We start from the raw sequence: 25,186 nt of genomic DNA, 5'->3' as shown, positions 1-25,186 counted from the left end.
CATATGACCCAAAGTGAAACTCAAGATTTGATATCACCATTATTATTAAATGATGATTCAATTTATACCCAAGTAATCAAAGACATAGCTAGCGGAGTTTTTGTTGCTGGTGATAGGTTAATAACGACAAAATTATCTAAAAGGTATAACACTAGTGTTAATCCAATTCGAGAAACGTTGAAACAACTTCAAGGTGAAGGTTTTGTTACCGTAAGCCCCAATAGTGGTGCTCGAGTCACTAAATTTGAACATACTTCAATGCGTGATGTATTTGAAATATTGCAACTGCTTGATCCCTATTTAATGGAATGGTTTGTTCTTGAACACTCTAAAGAGCAAATACAAACTTTAAAGCAAATAATTGAGAAAATGGCATCCATTTCTGAAGGTGATCACGCTGCGTATCGAAATTTAGATACTCACTTTCACTGGGCTATGTATAGTCAGCACTATAATAAAAGTGCCGTTGAACTATGGCGTCAGAAAAGAATTGTTTTGCAAATAATGCATGTGAACCTCCCTATTAGTGAAGCCCGTGTTCAACAAAGCTTGATAGAACATAGAGAGATAGTTGCTGCTATTGAAGCACGTGATGTTGAATTATCTTTATCAATACTGAAAAAACATATTTCTAATAGTGGTAAATATTGGTCTAGGCACTCATAAAATTTAGCTGATTTTATCCAATATTATATTTAAACTTTTCTTTACCTCACTCTCAAAAGTAGGTAAATAATGAATAACAAACGATATGAAAATGAATATTTAATCATAGATTGGGGAACCAGTAATTTTCGCGCTTTCTTGATGAGCAGTGACGGTAAGTTACTCAATAAAAAAGAAGCATCACTGGGATTACTCAATTTAGAAGAGTCAAATAGTAGCGAAGATAAATTCTCCCAAGCTTTAACAAACGCATTTAAAGAATGGCTACCATATTTTAAAAAACTGCCTGTTTATATGGCCGGCATGATTGGCTCAGCCAACGGTTGGTATACAGTTGATTATGTTGCCACTCCAACAGGTATATCCAAGTTAAGCGATAAATCTTTCCATTTCAATCTACCTTGGGGCTCTGCCGCTACTATTGTTCCTGGTGTCGTTCACAAAGATCACATTGAAAATAATACAGAAGTAATGCGTGGTGAAGAAGTTCAAGTATTTGGATTATTAAATAAATGTAATTCCAAAACCTTATCAGCTATTTTGCCGGGTACACACAGTAAACATATTGAAGTAATTGATGGAAAAATAAAAAAACTATCCTCATTCATGACAGGTGAGTTATTTTCCGTTATTAGTAACCACACTATATTAACTAAAGATTTATCAACGCAAGCATTTGATCTAAATAGTTTTAAGCTTGGCGTTATAGAAGGACAAACGCCCCAGTTAACCCAAGTATTATTTCGAGCAAGAACACATAAGCTATTCAATAAAATTAACGACGCGCATATTGAAAGCTATATCTCAGGATTATTAATAGGTAATGAACTACAAGCTGTAAATGCCTCTTCTATTTACCTAGTTGGTAGCTTAAATTTATGTGAAAAATACCTAATTGCCTGCAATGAACTTGGGATCACTGCGAGCTATGTTAACGGAGATGATTGTTTTCTTTCCGGCATGTCTACTATAGTAAAAACCATTAACCCTACATATCATGTTTAAGAGCATACTTGAATAAACTCATACCTATAGAAATAACACATTCATATAAAAATAAACCTTGTCTTTTGCATGAAAATTAGCGAACATTGTTAACAATCATCAAAAAAGGTAGATTATTATGAATGAATTATTAATATCAGATAAACAAGTGACAGACTTTCACCGTGATGGTTATGTCATCATTAAAGGGTTTTATAACGATAAAGAGATACAAAAGTTACAAGATATAGCTTTTAATGACGAAAGCTTATATCAACGAGCTTGGGATAAAAAAGATGCCAGTGGTACAGTAAGTAAAGTTTGTTTATGGCAAGAATTGGGTGATGACTTTTACTCTATGTTTTCTCGTGGCCGACGACTAGTTGACTCTGTAGAAAAAATACTCGGTGAGTCAGTTTTTCATACTACCAGCAAAATTATGATGAAAGAGCCATTGATTGGTGGTGCTTGGGAGTGGCATCAAGATTATGGTTATTGGGCAAATGATAATTTTCATCTTTACCCTAAACTAGTCAGCTGCATGATAGCAATTAATCAGGCAACGATAGAGAACGGTTGTTTAGAAGTGTTGAAAGGATCTCACCATATTGGCCGAATTAACCACACTAAGACGGGTGATCAAAAAGGGGCTGACATGACTTTTGTTGACGAAGCAATAAAACACCATGAATTAGTTAAGGTTGAACTAGAGCCCGGTGATACATTATTTTTTCATTGTAATTTATTGCATAAATCTAATCAGAATCGGTCTACTGAGCCTAGGTGGGTTATGATACCGGCCTATTGTGCAGAAAGTGCAAAACCTTTTAAAGAGAACTCTTTAATTTACCGTCCACTTAAAAAAGTTGAAGATAATGCTATTTTAACATGGGCTGAACAAGCTTAATTAATAAAGCATAATATGACCTATTCCTTGAAATATGTTTACAGTTCAAGGAATAGGTTACTACTATGATTTAATTAATTCTAACTTATAAGGATAGCTGTTTTCAGCCTGCCATTGCCCTACGTATAAGTTCCCTTCACTATCAGCAATAACGCCATGTGCATGTCTGAACAAGTTCCAGTTAGTGGTTAGCGGTTGCAGTTCACCATGAATATATTCAGCTTCTTCAGCTCCAAGCGTTGAAACAATTTTATTATTTTTATCAAAAATACATAAAAATCCTGAATCATCAACGTTAGTATTATCAATATCAGACCAACACACCGCTGAGACAAAATAATCCCCCATAAACACTGGACCATGTATCCAAGCGCCTGGGGTATTAATTGTTGAAAGGTACTTACCTTCCATAGTAAACACTTTTAAACACTGCTCTGCACGTGAGCTGACCATGAGAGTTTGCTGCTTAGGGTTTCGCTGATCAATAGCTATGCCATGTGCATTCACTAAATTATGTTCAGCATTGGTATTCTCATGGCCTCCCCAATGACGAATATACTGCCCCTGTTTATTGTATTGCAGGATATAATCAGATCCATAACCATCAGTTACATAAATATCACCATTATCAGCAACAGTAATATCTGTTGGGTTAAAAGGCATATCAGGGCTATAAACACCTATAGTTTGAGGATGCCCTAAAGTAAAAATGACATTACCATCAAGGGTTAGCTTAGTAATAAAACCTGCTTGAGGGATCACTCTATTAAAAGGTGAGTCCCACGCCTCAGTTGAAACACCATCCCATTGTCGGTTTAGTTTCCAGCCACTATCAACCAAATAGATATATTCTTTACCTCCTTCTTCGACAATATCAATTGCATGGAGGCCAGGATATTCAGTCCCCCATGTATCAATTAAAGTTCCATCGGTGTTGTAAACAATAACATTATTTTTAGGCTGATCTGTCACCATAAATACCCTTCCCTTGCTATCCATAGCAAAGTCATGGCAGTTCTCTACAGGGTATTTAGTTTTATCTAAAATCCCCCATTGAGTATTAACCTTATACTTAAAATCGCCTTGACCAACGTTCGTGCCATTGGGGTCTTGGTTTGATTTAGGAAGAACGCTCACGTAAAGCTCCTATATGTATTTTAAACTTAAAGTTAAACGATGAAAATTTCATATTTTCTAATTTTTAGTCCCTTTGTTAAATCGTCTAGTGTAGAGCTCACGGTTAGCTTTCTTAACAGCGTCAACCATGGGTTGATATGGTGTATCGGTAACGCTAACAAAGCCAACGTTATAGTTTTCACCATCATAAGCACGGCCAGTTAATGGCGAATCTATATATTGAAACCAATGAGCACCAACAAAGTATGGGTTATCCACCACAGTCCCTAAGTAGTTAGTATATTGTTGAGCCCTGTCTTGCTGTGTTTCTGCGTGTACTAAACCCGGATTAAGTAGCCCAGAGTCCATTGCCCCCATGTGAAATTCACCAATCACACTTGGCATATCGACTTCTTCAAGGAACTGCCAATAATTAGCATGTATCCCCTCTTTGTAAATGTTGTAGCTCATTACATCTACATTATCAGCAGCGGCAGCAATGACTTCTGGTGTCATACCCCAACTGGCAAATCTAGCCCCCATGTACATATGATTTGGTAAAACACGTTTAAGCTCTGCTCTAACAATACTAAAGTACTCATTGGCATATGCTTTTAGCATTACCGCATAATCTTCAATTTGCTTTGGAGTAAAATCAGCTAAATTAATGCCATTTTCAAAGTCTTGCCATGTAGCGATTTCAGATTTCCAACTAGCATTTAAAGCGCTAATGCTTTGATATTTATCTTTCATTAATTGGGTAAAATGCGCTTTTGTAGGACTATCTGTGTCAGCTCTTGTTAGAGTATTAATGACTACTGCATAACGTGCTTCATTACTGCCTTTTCTTCCCCAGCTTTTTTCATTATCAATAAAAACCCCAACACACCAAGGGTTGTTTTTAACCTCGCTAGCGATTTGCTCTAGTGTTACCCGAGCTCTTTCAGCAAATACTGGATCAAATGGATCTGGTAGTGGTGACCACAAATCATCACCGCTACTTACTGTTTTAAAGTCACCAATGATCCAGCCATTAGCAAAATACGGGACACGATTATCATGATAAAACATTGGGTCTATCCAATTACCAAACGAAGTAAAGCCCCAATTCATCATGCGCTTAACTGTAACGTCTTTCCAAGTTTCAATGTAATTATCGCCATATTTGCGCTCTAAATTAGCTTGGTAAAAACTATAGGTTTCGCCATGCTCTAATGCTCCTTGATGAACACTACGGCGATAACCATAATGTTTGGCTAAAGGTTCATCATAGCTAGGTAACCAAGTAAACATATTATGGCGAAGCTCTGATGCCACATATTTAGTTGCTAATGCCGATGCCGCTACTGGATTTAAACCTAATGAATCTTCAGGTGTTAAATCATCACTGGTTCTTTGCTTAATGGCTTTAGGATCAAAATCAATGCCGGTAATTGTTGATGTATTAGCCATACGTACATTGGCAATACCTGTTGAAAAAAACAAATAACCTTCAGGGTCAACTAAACTCCATGTCCCACCCACCTTTTCCGTTCGATAAAACCCCGTCGCTGCTAGTTTAGGGCCATTTTTCCAACCTCCAAATTTAGAACGATCTGCCATTAATTTTCCGTCAAGCTCAGTTAATTCTTTATCGCTAATGGCTTTAAGCTCTTTATCCGATGAAATTGAATAAGGCGATGATAAGTTATAGCGTTGACCATATTGATCTGATAAATGACTTAAATATGACAAATCAGTCTTGGGGGTTTGTATAACTCTTAAGTTATCAAAGATTAATGTTCTGTCTTCTAGCATACTACTAACGCTAAATTTGACTCGTGTAATGGCAGATGTATCAATATTTTTAAGACCCCAGCGCCAAATAAAGGGTTTTTCATCTGATTGCCATGACAATGGATTTGAGCGAATCCCTGACTCTATCGCTAAATCAAGGCCAGCTAACTCAATATGATAAGTGTTACTCGAGTTTTCAGGTATATTGACGCTTCGATTATGTACTTGACCACTTTCATCTGCAATTTGAACAAAAAGGTGAGTAGCGGTATCAGTATTATTAGCAATATCAACAGCGACGCGAAAATCCCCTATTTCATCCCATTTCCAAGGCTCACTAGAGGTAATTGTAAACGCAGGCTCATAATGTTCCTTTGCCAAAAACTTTACTTGAACGGCACTATTTCCTTCAGTAATACCTTGACCTTCAGTGGCGGAAAATACAGTGACATCGACATTATCAGAGATTAGATTAGATAAGTCTTTATCAGATTCGAAAGAGTTAATAAGTATGGGAGAAGAGGCTTGTTTACTAGCGCCGTTTTGTTCTTTATCCGCTTGCGTGCAAGATTGAGTTGCCATCAAACACATTACTGACATTAAAGCAGTAGTTAATTTATATTTCATTATTTGTTCTCAGTGTAATTGTTAATATCTTTTTACTTTAGCTGGCAATATTCAGTTGCTTTTCTGACTATTTTTTAGCTTAACTAACTTTTGTATATGTCCCATTGACGCTATGAGTAAGTAACACGCTTGAAGGTATCCTTTACGGTTAAATTCCCTTAACGCATTTCCATCAATTTGTTTAAGCTTTTCTTCATTAATGGTGTAAATGCCATCAAACCTTTTTTCTTCACCATGATTAAAATTCACCTTTAATTGAATTGGCTCAATTAAATCATGCTCTGAAAGTGCTTCAATAAACTCGTTTGTACGAATGATGCCATTCATTAGTAGTGACAGCATTTCATCAATTTTTTGCAAAAATGGTGTGCTATTACCTGAGTTATCAAAAAGTAACTCTCCTTGTTCCTCTTGTACTCGAGCATTATTCATATTGATGGTGATGACTGTATTTTCAGGTGTTGGCTGCTCTCCTGCTTTACTATTCACAGCTATTTGGAAAGGCTGCCTTTTAATATGCAGGGGGATATAATTGGCTAACCATTCATTCCCTTGTAAAAACAAATTCTCTTGTATTTGAAAACCTAATAACGCCTGTAAACCAAACTGACCTGTATCATTATCTTTGATTAAGCAAACAGGATATTCTAATGCTAATTTATTAAGCTCTTCTGCAATCACTGGCACTAAGTGTATATTTTCACCAAACTCGTCTCCGTGTCCTGTTTTGATCCTTATTTTTTTGTGTTTATTTTTGTCTAAAGCTATAAAGGCTGTCATAGTTTATTCTCTCTATTCTTTGCTATACACGTTGTAAACCGTATTGTTTAATTTTATTCAATAGTTCACGATTACTGAGCAAACTTGTCATCAGCTTTTGAGTTTCTACTGTATTTTTGTGAAAAAATTGTTGAGCTAGTTGACGACTTTCAGATGAAACACCTAGCGGGTTTTCTGCCGTTTTAAATCCCATGCCATATAGAACATATTGATAACTTGCCGCAGGAAATACTTCTAAAGATTGCTCGAAGTCACTATCATTTGGAAAGTGATACTTCCATAATTCAAGTTGCTCTTTTAATGTTTCTGAAATTGTTGCTGAATCGCGATGTTCTATCCAAAATTGGCTATCGGTTCGTTTACTTAACATATAATGGAGTTTTAAAAAGTCGATAATTCGCTGCCAGCGATAACTATGGGTTTTATTGTAGCGTTTAGACACTATATCCATTGCCCGCCGATTTGCGGGTAATTGATCGGCCACCATTTGCGCTGAAATTTCAATTAATAACAAAGCTGAAGCTTCTAAAGGCTCTAAAAATCCAGCAGATAAACCAATAGCAACACAATTATTTTTCCAAAACTCTTCTCTGTGCCCTGCTTTAATCGAAATATTCCTGAAGCTTAATTTTTCAGGAGCCGCTGTCGATGCTTTTAGATAATTAAGCAATTCTTGATGTGCTTGATCCTCACTGATATGAGAGCTTGAGTACACATGGCCAACACCTCGACGAGTTGATAAACCTATATCCCAAATCCAACCAGCTGATTGTGCAGTTGAAATGGTTTGCGATTGTATTGGACTATTTTCATGCTCATAAGGAACGTGCACCGCAATTGCTTGGTCAGTAAATAAAGTGTCCTTGCATGAGATAAACGGCACTTTTAGATGCTCACCTAAAAGCAAGGATTTAAAGCCGGTACAATCAATAAATAAATCGCCTGTAATATTTCCATGTTGCGCAGTTGCTACTGACGAAATATCGCCATTATCATGTGAGTTAACGTTTATTACATCGTCAACAATATGATTAACGTTAAGTTTATCAATACAGTGATTTTTCAAAAATTCAGAAAAACTCCCTGCATCTAGATGATAAGCATAATTGGCTACAGCAGCATATTCAGCCGTAATAATTTGTTTAGGTGCTAAACCATGTTCACATAAGATTTCTTGAGGACATACCGCTTGCGAGAATGAGGTGTTTTGCTGCAGGTTTTGCCAGTGGGGAGCTAAATCTATCTCATCGTGCCCTTGTGGTAAGACTAACGGGTGATAATAATAATCGTCTTTTTTTCCGGTAACCCATTCAGCAAATTTTGCCCCTTGTTTAAAAGATACCTGACATGATTTAATAAAATCAGTCTCGCGAATCCCCATGTTCTTTAGCGTATTACGCATAGTAGGCCAAGTCCCTTCACCTACTCCAACGCTTGGTATGTTTGCCGATTCAATTAATGAAATTTTGTAACCTGAATCAACATGCTTTTTAAGCTTTGCAGCGATTGTTCCGGCAGTAATCCAGCCTGCAGTGCCTCCTCCAACAATGACGATATGCTTTATTTCATTTGTCATAAGTTAACTACCTCATTGACTAAAAAGGGAGCAAGAAATTTGCTCCCTCTCAACTATAGATTCATATTGAATCTACTTAGAACTTAGCTCTTACTCCGATATTGTAGCGAGCACCATATTCTTCAAAATCAACAATTTGATTAGAAAAACGACTATGACGGCGTGTATCTTCTTCTGTGACATTAATGCCATCAACAAAGACGGATACAGATTCATTAATATCATAACTTGCTGAAATATCGATTTGTGAATATGACTCAGTAAAGGTAGGGCTTGTGGCGCCATTTAATAAGAATTCATCACGCCAGTTATAGGCAATTCTGAATGAAAACGCATCTTTTTCATAAAATGCGACTAAGTTAGCAGAGTCACTTAAACCAGTTATAGCAAACTGACTACCTAAATCGAACGGGTCATATTCATCATCGGTGTTTACCAAGGTATAGTTAGCAATACCACCAAATCCAGAATCACCAAACATGTGTTGAATATTTAGTTCCCAACCATCAACCGTAGTGCTGTCTTGGTTCACTGGTGTAGTTACTGTCCAGACAATAGCTGGATCTTGAGGCTGAGAAAGACAATCAGGGTTTGGATTAGCATTTGAGCCGTCAGGACATGAACCACGTGGATTTACGCTTGGGTTAGTTAACGGACCATTTGGACCTTCGATTACTCTATCTTCTTCACCAGTACCAATAAAGTTATCAACATCTTTACTAAAATAACCAACAGAAGCATAGCTGCCTTCGCCGTAATAATACTCTAGAGATAAATCATAGTTATCAGCAAGGTATGGTAATAAACCTGGGTTACCTTGTGACGCTAAAAATGGTCCAGTAGAGAAGTGATTATTCAATGACGTAGCTGGGAACATCGCATCAATATTACTTCTTGATAGTGTTTTACTATAAGAAAAACGAGTAATTAAATCATCAGAGACTTCTAAACTTAAGTTAACACTCGGTAAAGTATTAGTATAATCACCCGCTAATTCACTTGCGACTTCTTCACTATTAGGCGAAGTATACTCTGACATTTCAAGAGCGGTTATCCAGTTAAGTGCTTCTACTGGTTTTCCAACTGAATATGAAGTTACATCAGTATCTTCATAACGCACACCTAAGTTTGCATTAAAGGGCATACCAAAGATTTCTGTTGCTAAATCTACGGCTAAATAAACCGCAGTTGTGTCTTCTTCAACACCGTTTGTTTTCAATGTCGGATCATTAAGTAGCCCCTGAGTTTCTAGTAATTCGAAAAACTGTTTGGCACTGTACTCTATATGCTTTTCAAAACCGATATCACCCGAAACTATGTTCATATCAAGACCTGAAAGGTCCATAGCACTCACATTCCAGTTAGCTTCTGTTCTTAATGTTGTATCAACATCATAAACAGTATTTTGAGCGCCAAAATGAATGGCTTCGACTATGCTGTCACCATCACTTTCCCATGTACCAGCTAGTGATACTTGTTGAATATTGTTTTCAATTTCATATCCGCGTCTTTGATAAATATCACCAACAATGTTGCTCGCTGCATACGGATCACCACCTGGTAGCGCTGAAGCGTCATAAGCAACCATTGGCATGTCTGATGAGAAATCAGCACTAATACTTACCATTTGACCTGGGTTTTTCATATTGGCAATACTTTCTGCTGGAAGAGTCCCAGGGTTAGCATGCGAAGTAGAATCATGAGCATCAAAAGTAAAGGTTAAAGAGTCTGTTGCCATCCACTCAATATTGATACCAAGAGAATCATTTTCTGTTTCATAATCATATTCCCATGCCCAGAAATTTAATTCATCGTTGTCACGGGCTGGATTGATAATAGTACCGTTGGCATCAGCTGTACCGGTTTCAATATTATCAAACCAATAGCTACTACGACTCATAGAGCTGCTACGATCTAAACGAGATAAAGTATAGTCAACAGAGGCAATAATAGAGTCTATGGGTGCCCATTGTAGGGCGATTTGTGCATTAGTACGTGTACGTTCACTGTCCGCATATTCTAAATCAACCGTATTTACACCCCATGTTGTTTGATCAGGGTTTAATGAAGTGTCGATATTACTTTTATCAATTCCACTTTCTATTTGCGCCGGAAAACCAGTATTCCAACCCGCTTGAGTACCTATACGCTTGTTATGACTTTCACGTTCAGCGTACGAAGCTGAAACTAACACACCGACAGTGTTATCTAAGAAGGTATTACTTACCATACCCGAGAATTCAGGGGTAACATTATCAACTGTGGTATCTAAAACACCTTTTACACTTCCTAAAGCTTTAAAACCATCATAATCAAACGGCTTAGCTGTTTGGATATTAATGTTGGCACCAATACCACCTGAGTTTAAATCGGCACGGCCGGTTTTAAAAACTTCAACGGCTGATACTGACTCAGAGCCAATTTCATTAAAGTTAAAGCTACGATCAATTCCCTCAGATTGTAACGCAGAAGAGTTAGGCATTTGTCTGCCATTCAGCGTCACAAGATTAAAGTTTGGTCCAAAACCACGCACGGTAACTTGGTTGCCTTCATTGTTACTTCGATCAATAGACACACCCGTTATACGCTGTAAAGATTCCGCTAAGTTAGTGTCTGGAAATTTACCAATATCTTCAGCTGAAATAGCATCAACGACACCTTTGCCATCTCGCTTTATTGCTGCAGATTTACTTAATGAGCTGAATATACCTGTGACTTGAATCACTTCTATGTTGGCATCATTAGTATTTGTTTCTTCTGCATGACCTTGTGTTGCGACTAACATCGCGAGTAAGACAGAATTTAGTTTAAAGCCTTTATGTTTCATATTATCCCCTTTGCTACTGCAATAATTGTATTTCTCTATTGATATGCAACAGTCTGTTAATTTCTAATTAAAATATCGACAATGCACCATCAAGACTAAACAATTAATTGTTAACAATCAACCATTATTATGTTTTAGAATCTCATTATTGTGTGTAATAATAATTTATCCGTAAAAAAGGAGAGTAATCAATTGCCTAAAGTAAATAACAATATACTGTTATAAACTTTAGCTTATGGGGAATGAGTTACTAAAGCGTTGACTAAGCTAGAATTGCCCTACACGCTTTAATTGATTCGCTTGTATATCAGTTAACTCGACACTAGTGCCATCTCGCCATCTAACGGTAAGCTTTTTAACTATGTTATCTTCACCTAAGCCAAAATGAGCTATATTCAAAACACTTTGGGAGTGTGAAGCACTACTTGAACCAACTATTTTATATTGCTTTGAAGAAGCTGTTTCAATACGAATTGTAGCACCAAGCGGATCGATACCGTTTTTTGAGTAACCAACACGTGTTAGTAAATAATGATTGTTACCTACCGTGGTGTTTTCATATAAATGCCAAAGTCCGTTATCGTCATCTCCACTGAGTAGGTCTATTTTTCCATCTAAATTGTGGTCAAATGCGGTCCCCATATCACCATGAGAATCACGTCCAAGCTCTGTGGTTGCATCTGTCATTAACTGAGCACTAAACTGACCCTGACCATTATTTATCAAAGCAACATCCCCAATACGTTGTTTTAATTCACCAAAGCGATAAATAAAGAAATCGGTATGACTGTCGTTGTTGAAGTCTCCCGGCGTTACGCCCCAATTATTAAATTGACTTTGTTGAGGTAAGGTAGCTGAGATATCTGTAAATTTATCGCCATCATTACGTAATAATACGTCAGGTATATTGGGGTTTTCAGGAGTCCAATCAGGTGTATAACCATTAACGCCTTTAATAGATGCACGTACGTCCCAAGCGACATTATCATTTAATAGCCACTCTAAACGCCACTTCCCCTGACCTAAATAACCTAGATACCAACCGGTGCCATCTAACTCGTTGGGAAAACCAAGTGCTTGATTTTGATTAATAGACGTTGCAGTGGTAGGGGTTGTGATAAGTACTTTATTTGCTCCGAGATACACAGGCATATTCTTTAGACGCTTAGCTCTTGGAAAGTGATAAAAATCAGTTAATTCAATACTGTCCTTGGCATGTAATGTTATACCGTCATGGCTCTTATTCCCTTCATCACGTAAATCAAGTCGCCCCTGTGCTTTATCGAAAGAGATACTATTATTGGCGAGCGTATAATGCAGCTTGCCTCGTGCTAGGTAAAAATCATTGTCACCATCATTATCAATGTCAGCTTGCGCAATTGACACGGTTCCCTGATAACCATTAGCCTCTTTGGGTAACATAGCATCGGTAACATCAGTAAAGGTAAAGTTATTATTTCCTTGCAATACAGTGACATGAGAGTAAGTGTTAAACGCGATAATGTCCGGTATATGATCGTTATTAAAGTCTGTTATTAACAATCTTTCAGCATCAACGTCTTCAAACATGGCATTGGCTCGATACGTAAAGCTACCATCACCATTATTTTCAAACAAAATATTTCTCGGTGCCTGTTCGTTAACCATTTTTTCAGCATTTATTTGTAGAAAATCTAAATCACCATCACTGTCTAAATCTATCCAACGTACTGAGCGTCCACGTGCGCCCATGCCTGAAAGCCCAGACTCAACCGTGACATCAACAAATTGGCCATTATCATTTCTTAATAATCTTTGTGGTTGTGGCTTTGAGCCATTGCCACCACCAAGTGCAATAAGCACGTCATTATCACCATCTAAATCAAAGTCGCCTGAAGCAATACCATGTAAATCGACACGATGATAAATATCTGCTTGGCGAGTATAAGTTTCGTCACCATTAGCCATAAATAAACGAATCGGCGTAGTATCGTGATTCGTTAATAAAAAATCATAATGACCATCATTATTGAGATCTGACACAGAAGGTCCGCCATACTTCCAAGCGCGTTCAGACACTAATCCTGCACTTTCAGAGACATCTTTAAAGGACAGCTCTGCGGGCAAATCAAGTTCGGGGCTTGATGACTGACAAGCTGCTAAAGTAGCCACTGCAGAAATGATAGCAATTGATGTAAAGGTATTAAAAGTTTTCAAATCATTAACTCCGAAGGATTAAGTGTTTAATTCAACTTCACCTTGGCTAAAAATATAACCAGGTGATGTATTTTTTATTGTATGTTTAAAACTAACGTCTGCGGCTCAAACCCTTTAGCCCGTGCAATAACGGTGACACGATTGGCGGTAATATTTGACTGAATAATGGCAAGCGTTCTCCCTTTTGCGGTAGTAATGCTCTTTGATTGAAAGTCTTGAATATTATCTGGCGCGCCTGAGTCAACACCTAACCACCTTGCGTCACCCTGAACTTCAAAAGTCACCTTAGCGTCTTGAGTTTTAACAATTCTGCCTTTAGCGTCATGAAGTTGCACCACAAGGTGCGCCAAATCATAGCCATCCGCTTTCAACACAGTTTTATCAGCTGTTAAGGTAAAACCAACCGCTGTACCTGAGGTTTCAAATTTAGCGGTAATTTCTTGGCCAATAAAACCTGCTTTTGCGGTTAAAATACCCGCCTCATGTGGCACAACCCAACGAAAGATACGATCCGGTGCTTCAGACATACTGCGATAACCTAGTGACTCACCATTTAAAGATAATTCAACAATAGAATGATTAGAGGTCACTTCAACAAGTACCGGCTCGCCTTTTTCATAGTTCCAATGCATGTTGGAGTTTCTCCAACGATAACTACTATCATCCTTTGCCTTAGCTAAACCTGATAATTCCTCAAGCTCAAACCCAGAATCCTTCAATGGCAAAGTGCCTAATGAAATATGAGGTTCATTTACCCAGACACTTTTAAAATAGTTCCACCCCTGCACTTTAAAGCCGGCAAGGTCTAACATGTCACCCCAGCCGCTTTTATGGGGCCACTTTTCGTGTCGCTCCCCCATATAGTCAATTCCAGTCCACATAAATTGACTAAATACCCCCGGAAATTGAAGTACTTGTTTCCAATCATTCCATGTACCGGGGTTTTCATTAATGGTAATTTGTTTATCTGGAAAATGTGTTTGACCCCAAGGGATAACACTATTTCGGTAGCTATAACCTGCAATATCTACAGCATCGGCATAGCCGCTAACATGACTAACTTGCGGAATGATCAAATTGGCGGTTGTTGGTCTTGTAGTATCTAGCTCTTTTACCCAGTCATTGAGTTTTTTAGCTGTGTCACTAAGAATATATTCGCCCTTTTCTGAGGCCTCATAACGATTTTTCAGTTCTTCAGGTGAATATTTGGGCCCCTTACTCCAAAAATCTGGATCCATTTTTGTAGCATCGTCAGGATCATTCCAAAATCCAGTGATATAGCGATAATGTACATAGGTCCATTCAATTTCGTTACCTATGCTCCACTGAAATACACTAGGATGGTTTCTATCACGCAACATGGTTCGGGTTAGGTCGCTTTTATTCCATTGTTGAAAATGCTCAGCATAACCACGGGTTAGGTTATCATCATGACGTTCATGCATATTTAAACGTTTGTCTTTAGGGTAATCAAATTCATCAAAGAATTCGTTTTGAACTAAAATCCCCATTTCATCACATAAATCTAGAAACTCTTGAGAGAAAGGATTATGTGTGGTTCGAATAGCATTTAATCCGGCATCTTTAAGCGCTTGAAAACGGCGACGCCAGACTTCTTTCGGTACAGCTGCACCAACTAAACCACCGTCATGATGTAGTGAAACACCTTTTACCAAGGTTGCTTTACCATTTAAAAAGAAACCTTTTTTGGCGATAAACTCCAGACTACGAATACCAAAAGGCGTTTCATAAGTATCCAGCACCTGTCCCTTTTGAGAAATGGTGGTTATCGCTCGGTACATGTTTGGTGTTTCGGTATCCCAAAGTTTTGGGTTACTCACCGTAAACGATTGAGATAAAGATTTTTTTCCTTTGGCGTTAATGCGTGTTTTAGTGGTATCGGTTGAAACAACCTGCCCTTTATTATCAATAAGCTGGGTAGAAACTAATACACTGCGACGTTTGTTATTAGTATTTTCAAGTTTTATTTCAATATCAACCGTCGCTTCGTTTTCACTTACTTCTGGAGTGGTTACAAAGGTGCCCCAAATTGGCACGTGTACTTTATTCACCGTTATTAATTTAACATTACGATATATCCCACTGCCGGTATACCAGCGACTATCTCCATGACGGGAATGGTCAACATGTACTGTAATAATATTGTCTGAGCCATCAGTTTTAAGATTGCTGGTTAATTTAAAATAGACAGGAGAGTAACCATACGGGTTTTCACCTAGTTTTTCTCCATTCAACCAGAAAGTAGCGTTGTTATATACGCCATCAAACAAGATGTAACTGTCATTTTCACTAGGGTTGGCAGGCGTTTTAAAATGTTTTTGATAAATTGCAATTCCGCCTGGCAAATATCCCGTTGCACCTTCTAATGACTCATCAAAAGAAGCTTCAACACTCCAGTCATGTGGCAAACGAATATCACGCCAATTTGAGTCTTCCATGGGTAGCTTAGTTGGTAGAACATCATTATCAACTAAAGTAAATTTCCAATGAAAGTTAAAATCAACTGCTCGATTCTCATTTATTGCTTGGGTGCTAAAGCAAAATAAAATGTTAACTAAGGCTATTCCAATTTTTTTTCTTATGTTCACAAGTAAACTCCAACAATGACTCAGTGCACTATTAGCAATGAAGAGATGAGTTACCCAATTTGGGTAGCTCATCTCTTTACGATAATAATGGTCTCAATCGACAATTTTTAATGGCTTTCCCTTACACTATGCAAACGAAAACTAACTAAACCTAACATTACTATTAACCAGGTTAACGGTACTGAACCACCAGAAGACTCGCTTTCTTCAGGGGTAGATTCTTCTGGTGTAGATTCTTCTGGTGTAGATTCTTCTGGTGTAGATTCTTCTGGTGTAGATTCTTCTGGCGTAGATTCCTCTGGTGTAGATTCCTCTGGGGTAGATTCCTCTGGTGTAGATTCTTCTGGTGTAGATTCCTCTGGGGTAGATTCCTCTGGGTTGATTAATTGAGTGAAACTAAAATCATCGCCATTCCACTGCCATTCACTCGAGCCTGTGCTTTGTACTCGAACAACTTTAGTACCTGGCGTGTCAACATATAATGTTTGCTGTTCAACTATAGTTTCATAGGTGTCCCAGCTACCCGTACCAGAAAAACTTGTACTCGTTTCAGCTTTACCATCCACGTATAGAGAAATACCTAAGCCCTGCTCACTTTCAGAAGCAATAACATACTCAATGCGGTAATAGCCCGCTTGTGGAAAATCAACCGAATACTCCCCCCAATCACCTGAGGTATTATAATTAATGTTGTCATCTGATTTATTAAAGCCTAATTCAGTATCACTTTCGACCTCAGCACCGCCTTTATTGGTGTCAATGAAGTTACCGAACTCTACTTTAATGGTACCCCCGTCTGTCCAAGTTGAAGTATCCACAACACTTGCTTCATCAACAGGTTTATAAAAACGGACCCAATCTACTAAAAAAGTGTTTTTATTTGGATCAGCTAGCTCTTCGTCGGTTGCTTTAATGCCTTCAGCTTCACGCCAATCTTGCTGCTCAACATCAAGAATAACTTGCATAGGCTTACTTAAACCTGTGCCTTCGGTATAACCTAAAGGGTCAATAATGTCTTCACCACTGACTGTGCGAACTAACTCACCATCGATATAATATTCTAAATTCCACGGGTCAATCCAATAGACACCAATACGGTGATATTGGTTTCGCCAAGTACCTGTTTCATGCTCAACCCAAGAGCCGGAATCTTTTGGTTGATAATCTTGAAAAGGCTCACGTATAAATACATGGTGGCTTAAGTGCATTCGTCCATCAAACCACTCCTGACCATCTCTATCACTACCATAGCTTTCGATCACATCTATTTCTTGAGTTGAATCTGAACTGAGCAACCAAAAAGCATTGGCGAGTGTTAAATTTGTTATTTTCACGCTTGCTTCAATATATAGCGGATATATAACGCTTTCTTTTGAATGAATAGCACCGGTATAAACATTTTCAGTGCCTTCCTTACGGCTAGTCGTAAGATTAAGCATTCCGTTTGATACTGAAGCATGATCACCGCTAAATATAGTCATTCCGGGACCTGTCCAAGCATTGATAAACCCTTCATCCCAACGAGTATAAAACTCATCACTTTTATCATTAGCAGTAGCTTCGTAGTTAAAATCATCTGACAAAGACTGCAGTAACCATACATTACCTTCACCCGCGTCAGCCGGTACCGCAATGTTGTCCCAATCTTCTGCCGTTGTAGCAAAAGATACCCCTAGAAACACTAATACATTAATTATTTTTTTCACTTGAACACCTTAAACCTTTAAACATTTTTAAAATTACAGCTGTATATAAATTGATGTCCTTTCAGTTTGATAATCGCCAGTTGATCAATTTTTTCTTTTTATTGATACAAGGATCAGCTTTCACAGTATAGTGTTTTATTTTTTTATTATTGTCAACAATTAACAGTATACTATAATAACAAGAAGTGAAATGAAGTGCCTGAACAGGCATAAAAAAGCCGATAGTGAGCACACTATCGGCTAAATACTCAAACAACATGAAAGAGTATTGTTGGGAGATGTTAAAGAAAAACCGTTATTTTTCCATCATATATACCGTTTTCTTTTCTAAATATTGCTCTAAACCGAATTTGCCGTCTTCACCACCAAAACCGCTTTGTTTCCAGCCATTATGATAACCTTGATGTTGCTCACCCATGCCACGGTTAACATAAACCTCACCAACTTCTAACTCGTTAATAGCTTTATTGATATCAAAAAAGTTCTCTGTAAAAATATATGCACTTAAACCATAAATACTATCATTACAGTACTCAATGGCTTGGTCCATATCTTTCACTTTAACAATAGGTAATACCGGACCAAACGTTTCTTCGTGTACCGCAATGTTGTCTTGTGCAACATCAACTAATAATGTTGGCTCGTACCAGCAGCCGCCAGAAAAGCCTTCAACATCAGCCACTTTACCACCAGCAGCAAGACTTGCTCCTTGCTTAATGCTCTCTTGTACTATGTGGTCAATGTTTTCAATTTCACGTTGATTACACTTAGGACCCATTTGAGTTTCCGGGTTCATTGGATCGCCAACTTTCAGCGCTTTAACCGCAGGAATAAATTTGTCCATAAACTTGTCGTAAACGCTTTCTTGAATGTACAAGCGCTCTACACACGTACACACTTGGCCACAGTTAGCAAAACGTCCCCATAGCGCACCTTCAACCGCTTTATCTAGATCAGCATCTTCCATCACCACCATAGGTGCTTTACCGCCAAGCTCTAACATAACAGGCGTCATAAATTCAGCTGAGGTTTTATAAATTTGTTTACCGGCAACTGTTGAGCCTGTCATGGTAATCATTTTAGTGATCGGGCTTTCACATAAGACTTGACCTACAACAGATCCCGAGCCATTAATCACGTTTAAAACGCCCGCTGGAATACCTGCTTCATTAGCAATCCGACCTAATTCAGTCGTAGCTAATGGGGTTTCTTGTGTGGGTTTAAGTACAATTGAATTACCGGTAATTAACGCAGGGCCAATTTTTCGACCGGCAAGTGCTAACGGGAAATTCCATGCTGTAATACCGACGACAACACCACGTGGCACCTTATGAATATAGATTTTTTCACCTTCATTATCAGAAGGCAGAATGTCACCTTCAATGGTTAAGGCATTATCACAAGCGTAGTCGATAAAGGTAGCTGTAACATCAACTTCCATTTCAGCAACTGACAATAATTTACCTTGCTCGGCAACAATCATTGGCGCTAAAACACTTTTGTTTTCACGAATTTTATTAGCAAAATCACGTAAAATATTTTGACGAGTACGAGCGGTTAGTTTTGCCCATGACTTTTGAGCAGTATCAGCCACTTCAAGCGCTTGCTGAGCGTCTTGTGCACAACCTTTTGGAATATTACCAATCACTTCACCTGTTGAAGGGCTTAGTATTTCGATAATCTCTTCTTTCGCTGAAGCAATATATTTGCCGCCAATAAAATTAACATTATTTTTAAAGTTCATGCTGTTATCTCCCCATCCAGCCGCCATCTACCAATAAGATAGCGCCATTAACATAACTTGCTGCTTCAGAAGCTAAGAATACTGCCGGACCTTTAAAGTCTTCAGGGTTACCCCAACGACCTTGTGGAATGCGTCCTAAAATGGCAGCGTTACGCTCTGCGTCATTTCGTAGTGCTTCGGTATTATCTGTATCAATATAACCTGGAGCAATTGCGTTTACATTAACGCCCTTGCCTGCCCACTCGTTAGATAATGCCATCACTAATTGGCCAATAGCCCCTTTACTTGCGGCATAGCCAGGTACGGTAATACCACCTTGGAAAGTTAATAATGATGCTGTGAAAATTATTTTACCTGAGCCTCGTTCAACCATATCTTTACCAATTTCACGGCTTAGAATAAATTGTGAATTCAAGTTTACATCAATAACTTTATCCCATAATTCGTCAGCATGTTCAGCCGCAGGTGCTCGTAATATTGTACCTGCGTTATTCACTAAGATATCAATCTTAGGGTAGTCTGCTTTGACATGTTTGATAAAAGCATACAATGATTCGCGATCAGAGAAGTCACATTGATAGGCTTTAAAATTACGGCCTAACGCTTTTACTTCTTGCTCTACTGCCGAGCCTTCAAGCTCTAACGTGGCAGATACGGCAATAATATCAGCACCTGCTTCAGCTAAACCTAATGCAATACCTTTACCTATTCCACGCTTACCACCGGTTACTAAGGCTACTTTGCCTTGTAAACTAAATTTTTCTAACATGTTATTCATTCAATATAGCCTTAATTATTCTGCGTTACATTCAACAAGTGCTTTCATACCTTGAGGGTTATTATCCATACTAGCAAAAGCGTTACTAATATCTGCCAAAGGATTAACAGAGCTGATAAAAGGTTTAAGATCAATTTGACCTGTTGAGATTAACTCTATCGCCCAATCAAAATCAGCCGCTTCATAAACTCGCGCGCCTAATAATTCTAATTCTTTCCAGAAGAATTGGAATAAATCAATTGGTGGTTGCGTTGAGTGAATGGCAACCATGACTATACGACCACGACGGCCAGCCACTTGAGTCATAGCTTCAATCGCAGGTAATACACCCGATACTTCAAAAACGACATCGGCACCTTTTGTTCCCGTCCATTCATCTACGTAAGCTGCTAAATCAGTATCAATCGGGTTAACTGATTTAACTCCTAATTCATCAGCAAAGGCACGACGGCTTTCATTCGGCTCAGATACAAGTACTTCGGCGCCAACACTTTTAGCGACAGCAGCCACTAATTGACCAATAGGGCCACCACCTAGAATGACGGCTTTTTCACCTGCTTTCAAACGTGAACGACGCACATCATGACAAGCAACTGATAATGGCTCTACTAATGCGCCTTGTTTTAAATCAACAGCCGCAGGTAGTTTATGGAGTGTACGTGCTTTAACTGTCCAGCTAGATTGAAATGCGCCAGGAGTGTCAATGCCCATAAATTTTAAATGTTGGCAAATGTGGGTATTACCTGATAGACAAGTTGGGCACTCGCCACACCAATCTAATGGGCGCACAACGACTTTTTCGCCGATTGTAAAACCTTCAACACCTTCACCTAATTCGGCAACGGTACCTGAAATTTCGTGACCAATAGTTGCCGGTGGATTAACACGTTGATCCATCACACCATGGTAAATATGCATATCTGTTCCACAGATGCCGACATAACCTACATCAAGACGAACTTCCCCTGCTTGTGGAGTGACAGTTTGCCCTGCGACTAAGTTAAATGATTTATTTCCGATATATTGTGCTGCTTGCATTTTAATGCCTTATGAATGCTGAATTAAATAGGGAGATAGTCGTGCATCGTCAAACACCACACCTGTTCCAGCTATGCTTGGTGCTACCGCTTTGCCATCAACTAGCTGAAGTGGTGTTGTGGTGTATTCATCAATTGGGAATGAATGGACTTCTAAGAAGCCTGCATTAGGCTGAGATGCCATCAGTGATACGTGCAATTCGTGCATGCCATGACTACACACAGGTAAATTATGTGCATAGGCGAGTTTTGCCACTTGCAACCAGCCCGTAATGCCACCAATGTTTGATGCATCCGGCTGTAAGAAGCCTAATTTCGCTTGTTGAATAGCATAAGTGAACTCATGAATAGTATGCAGGTTCTCACCCATTGCTGTCGGGATATTGATTGCATCCGCAATACGAGCATAACCTTGATAATCATCTGGTATGGTTGGCTCTTCGAACCATTTGATATTATAAGGCTCGACAGCACGTGCAAAGCGAACCGCCTCTTCGACAGTCATGGAGTAATTAGCATCAACCATAAAAATGCGATCTGGGCCGATTAATTCTCGAACTGCAGCAACACGAGCTACATCTTCGCGGAAATCTTCTTTACCTACTTTAATCTTAACAGCGTTAAAACCTCTATCTAGGTATCCTTGAATATTACTTAGTAGCTTTTCTTGAGTAAAATTAAGATCTATACCACCTGCATAACAGCGTGTGGCATGACTTGAACCGCCAGCAACTTTCCATAACGGTTGATTTAATCGCTTACATTTAATATCCCAAAGAGCAATATCAACGGCAGAGATAGCAAAACTGAGTAAACCGCCTCGTCCTACATAATGATATTCCCACTGCAACCAGTCCCAAATAGCATAAATATCAGCTGAATCTTTACCAATTAGGTTAGGTCTCATTTCATCATTTAATAATGAATATATTGCTCGGCCACCTTTTCCACCGGTATAAGTGTAGCCAACGCCTTCATAGCCGTCACTACAGCTAATTTTGCATACAATAAGTTCAAAATGGGTGTGATCACCATGTTTTGCATCAGATAGCACCTCAGCTAATGGTATCTGATAATACTCGACTTCTACGGCAGTGATCATGCTTGTTTTGCCATTCATTGAATCCGTCTCTCTCGGCTGGTTAATTGTTAACAATTTACACATTATAGAGGTTTATGTAAAGCATTATTGTTAACAATGTTCAATTTAATGGTTAACAATATTAAGTTGAGAACAGATCTTATATTAGTGTGGTTTTATTGAAGTGATAAAAAGGGGCTTTTTGATACCCCGATGAGATATTTGTAATTTTTAGAGGCAACTGATGGGTATTAGTTCTCTATTTCACTAGCGGTCAATATCATAGGCTCAAAAATATGAGCTGAAGATTTCAACAGCCTTTCTATTTTCTGTATATCGTTGAAGGTAAGATTTATATCTTCAACGGTAGAATACATTTCCTACGCTAACTTACTTTTAAAGTATTATTTTGCTCACGCTTCCACTTAATCAATTTTTCTAAATGCATAGCTGAACTTAACATCAAGTGACACACTTGTAATATGCCTCCTTGATGACACACTTTCAGTTTATTTCCTGTTAACTCACTTATGGCTTTTTGATTAAAAGTATATAATCCATTTAAATTAATAGTACCTTGTTCAACTAGGTCAACATTGAGTGATATAGGCTCTAGTAGCCCTAATTCATTAGCCGTTTGTAAAATCTGGCGGCTTTGTTTTGTGCCTGCCATAAGCCGGGAAAATGTTTGCTGAATACGCTTGATATAATTCGTTGGCTCTCCTGAATCAGTAAATAAACGCTCTCCTTCATTTGCCTGAAATAAAGGACTTGAAACATCTAGCGCCAATTTACCGCCAGCTGTAAACTCTCCTTCAGGTAAGTGGATTCTAAAAGGACGTCTTAAAACATCTAAAGGTAAGTAAGTCGCTTGCCATGACTCACCGTTTAAGAACAGATTTTCACCTTTTTCAAAGCCAAAAATAGCACTTAATTGGAAGGCACCTGTTTCAGGATCTTTAGTAATAAAAATAGGATATTCATGAGACAAACTACTCATCTCTGACACCATCACTATGCTCATGTTGATGTAATTTTCTTGGTAATCATATTTTTTAGTATTAATTCTTAAATCACGATGTTTAACCGAATCGACTAGCTCGATTTTATTTTCGGACATATTATTCTCCTTTACTGAATGTTTAAATTTTACCAAAACCGTATTGCTTTACTTTATTTATTAATTCTCGGTTTGTCGGTAAAGCTTTAATTAATTGGGAAGTTTTATCTTGGTTTATTTGTATCTGCTCTTGCGAAAATTTAACTATTTGGGGATCTAAACTAAATAGTTGCTCTGTTCTAAACTTGCTGCCATATAAGACAAACTGATAGCTTGCCGATTGGAATACTTCTCCTAAACGATTAAAGTCTAGTTGTGTAGGCACTGTATGTTGCCAAAGCTGCATTTGTGTTTGTAAACGTTTAGGTATACTTTGCTGTTTTCTATTATCTTGCCAAAAAGGCGTGTCGCGATTACTGACGATATAGTGCAATTTTAAAAACTCTATTACCCGTTGCCAGCGGTATATAAAGGTGTCATTAAACCTTTGCTCAATGATAGGTAGAGCACAATACGTTTGTGGTAACTGCTCCGCTATCATTGTGGCTGATAGCTCTATCATCACTAAAGCAGCGGCTTCTAACGGCTCTAAAAAACCTGCTGATAAGCCAATGGCAAGACAGTTTTTATGAAAAAACTTTTCTCTATGCCCCGCCTGAAAGTTAATCTCTTTAATATTAAGCTCATCAGTACTGGCACCACTTTGCTTAATGTAAGCCTTTAAATCCTGTTCGGCTGATTCACGAGACTGATACTTACTAGCATAAACATAACCGACACCACGTCTTGTGGGTAAACCTATATCCCAAATCCAACCAGCTGTTTGTGCGGTAGATTGCGTATAAGAGGCAATAGGTGCATTATCATTAGCATAATGTACTTGCACCGCTAATGCCGTATCAGCAAAAAGAACATCATCGACTTTTTTAAAAGGTACCTCTAAGGCTTTGCCGATAAGTAGCGCACTAAAGCCGCTACAATCGATAAAAAAATCCGCTGAAATGTTATCGCCACTTTGCAAGATAATACTGTCAATGGCACCATCAGGTGATAAGACAGCTTTTTCAACATCGGCAATGATATGATTAACGCCTAGTTTATTGACACAATGCTGTTGTAAAAATGCAGAAAATTTTCCTGCATCTAAGTGATAACCATAATTTGCATAACCGGCATATTCAGGCGTAGAAATGGTTTTAGGAGCTAAGTTTTGATGACAAAGTTCTTCTTGGCTAGTAAATAGTTTTGCCAATGATTCATCAGCTTGACGATTTAGCCAGAAAGCAGCAATATCGCCAGTTAATGAGCCATTAGGCACATCAAACGGATGAAAATAAAAATTATCTTGCTTATCACTGTCCCAATTAACAAATTTAGAGCCTTGTTTAAAAGAGACATTACACTCACGAATAAAATCAGTTTCTGACACACCTATACTGCGCAGAGTTTGTGGCATGGTTGGCCAAGTTCCCTCACCTACCCCTACCGTTGGTATTTTGTCAGACTCAATCAAGGTAATGGTTAACTCACCTTGTTGAATACGGTTTTGATGACGAGCTGCTACTATACCAGCCGTTAACCAACCCGCAGTGCCGCCACCAACAATGACTATTTTTTTAATGATTTTTTTCATGATTATCTTTCATTTAGCTATTGGGTTAATTTACTTATTGTTAACGAAAAAAAGCCTTCTGAACAACATTCAGAAGGCTTTAT

At 38.3% G+C, this 25,186-nt stretch carries 17 protein-coding genes; 3 read left to right on the top strand and 14 right to left on the bottom strand.

The genetic code is table 11. The features are described 5' to 3' along the window. Window positions 1-3: 3 nt before the first annotated feature. From AC27IF_RS16835 to AC27IF_RS16825, 3 genes are all read left to right on the top strand, one after another. Window positions 4-666 (top strand): GntR family transcriptional regulator, encoded by a 663-nt coding sequence (locus AC27IF_RS16835; RefSeq protein ID WP_487055510.1) that lies wholly within the window; start codon window positions 4-6, stop codon window positions 664-666. Between the two features lie 69 nt (window positions 667-735). Beyond that, window positions 736-1,671, top strand: coding sequence for a 2-dehydro-3-deoxygalactonokinase (locus AC27IF_RS16830; protein WP_487055506.1), 936 nt, complete (start codon window positions 736-738; stop codon window positions 1,669-1,671). A gap of 118 nt (window positions 1,672-1,789) precedes the next feature. Beyond that, a complete protein-coding gene (locus tag AC27IF_RS16825) occupies window positions 1,790-2,557 on the top strand; it encodes a phytanoyl-CoA dioxygenase family protein (protein ID WP_487055505.1) in 768 nt (255 codons plus the stop codon). Between the two features lie 63 nt (window positions 2,558-2,620). On the opposite strand, the gene AC27IF_RS16820 is transcribed toward AC27IF_RS16825, so the two are convergent. From AC27IF_RS16820 to AC27IF_RS16755, 14 genes are all read right to left on the bottom strand, one after another. Continuing rightward, window positions 2,621-3,694, bottom strand: a complete 1,074-nt coding sequence (locus AC27IF_RS16820) for an NHL repeat-containing protein (RefSeq protein ID WP_487055504.1) — start codon at window positions 3,692-3,694, stop codon at window positions 2,621-2,623. 57 nt (window positions 3,695-3,751) lie between these two features. Next, window positions 3,752-6,076, bottom strand: coding sequence for a beta-galactosidase (locus AC27IF_RS16815; protein WP_487055503.1), 2,325 nt, complete (start codon window positions 6,074-6,076; stop codon window positions 3,752-3,754). Window positions 6,077-6,127: 51 nt separating this feature from the next. Further along, window positions 6,128-6,856 carry a SapC family protein gene (locus AC27IF_RS16810; protein WP_487055502.1) on the bottom strand — a complete coding sequence of 243 codons (729 nt, stop codon included), beginning with the start codon at window positions 6,854-6,856 and terminating at the stop codon, window positions 6,128-6,130. A 22-nt stretch (window positions 6,857-6,878) separates the two neighbouring features. Further along, entirely contained in the window at window positions 6,879-8,432 is a 1,554-nt protein-coding gene (locus AC27IF_RS16805; RefSeq protein WP_487055501.1) for a tryptophan halogenase family protein, read from the bottom strand. Window positions 8,433-8,508: 76 nt separating this feature from the next. Beyond that, window positions 8,509-11,259: a TonB-dependent receptor gene (locus AC27IF_RS16800; RefSeq protein ID WP_487055500.1), complete on the bottom strand. Its 2,751-nt coding sequence runs from the start codon at window positions 11,257-11,259 to the stop codon at window positions 8,509-8,511. Between the two features lie 267 nt (window positions 11,260-11,526). Next, window positions 11,527-13,455: a CRTAC1 family protein gene (locus AC27IF_RS16795; protein WP_487055499.1), complete on the bottom strand. Its 1,929-nt coding sequence runs from the start codon at window positions 13,453-13,455 to the stop codon at window positions 11,527-11,529. Between the two features lie 74 nt (window positions 13,456-13,529). After that, window positions 13,530-16,064 (bottom strand): glycoside hydrolase family 2 TIM barrel-domain containing protein, encoded by a 2,535-nt coding sequence (locus AC27IF_RS16790; RefSeq protein ID WP_487055498.1) that lies wholly within the window; start codon window positions 16,062-16,064, stop codon window positions 13,530-13,532. Between the two features lie 107 nt (window positions 16,065-16,171). Beyond that, the gene (locus AC27IF_RS16785) at window positions 16,172-17,770 is read right to left on the bottom strand and encodes a carbohydrate-binding protein (RefSeq protein WP_487055497.1); all 1,599 of its coding nucleotides are present in this window, start codon (window positions 17,768-17,770) and stop codon (window positions 16,172-16,174) included. 295 nt (window positions 17,771-18,065) lie between these two features. Next, window positions 18,066-19,514 carry an aldehyde dehydrogenase gene (aldA, locus tag AC27IF_RS16780; protein WP_487055496.1) on the bottom strand — a complete coding sequence of 483 codons (1,449 nt, stop codon included), beginning with the start codon at window positions 19,512-19,514 and terminating at the stop codon, window positions 18,066-18,068. Between the two features lie 4 nt (window positions 19,515-19,518). Further along, a complete protein-coding gene (locus AC27IF_RS16775; protein WP_487055509.1) occupies window positions 19,519-20,283 on the bottom strand; it encodes a 2,5-didehydro-3-deoxy-L-galactonate 5-reductase in 765 nt (254 codons plus the stop codon). Between the two features lie 24 nt (window positions 20,284-20,307). Further along, window positions 20,308-21,330 carry a zinc-dependent alcohol dehydrogenase gene (locus tag AC27IF_RS16770; protein WP_487055495.1) on the bottom strand — a complete coding sequence of 341 codons (1,023 nt, stop codon included), beginning with the start codon at window positions 21,328-21,330 and terminating at the stop codon, window positions 20,308-20,310. 9 nt (window positions 21,331-21,339) lie between these two features. Next, window positions 21,340-22,449 (bottom strand): mandelate racemase/muconate lactonizing enzyme family protein, encoded by a 1,110-nt coding sequence (locus AC27IF_RS16765; RefSeq protein ID WP_487055494.1) that lies wholly within the window; start codon window positions 22,447-22,449, stop codon window positions 21,340-21,342. 346 nt (window positions 22,450-22,795) lie between these two features. Continuing rightward, window positions 22,796-23,530 (bottom strand): SapC family protein, encoded by a 735-nt coding sequence (locus AC27IF_RS16760; protein ID WP_487055493.1) that lies wholly within the window; start codon window positions 23,528-23,530, stop codon window positions 22,796-22,798. Between the two features lie 22 nt (window positions 23,531-23,552). Continuing rightward, on the bottom strand, window positions 23,553-25,103 hold the full coding sequence (locus AC27IF_RS16755) for a tryptophan halogenase family protein (RefSeq protein ID WP_487055492.1): 1,551 nt from the start codon (window positions 25,101-25,103) through the stop codon (window positions 23,553-23,555). Window positions 25,104-25,186: the final 83 nt, after the last annotated feature.

The organism is Colwellia sp. KS18-150, from assembly GCF_057551365.1.
This window is presented reverse-complemented; position numbering and strand designations above follow the sequence as displayed.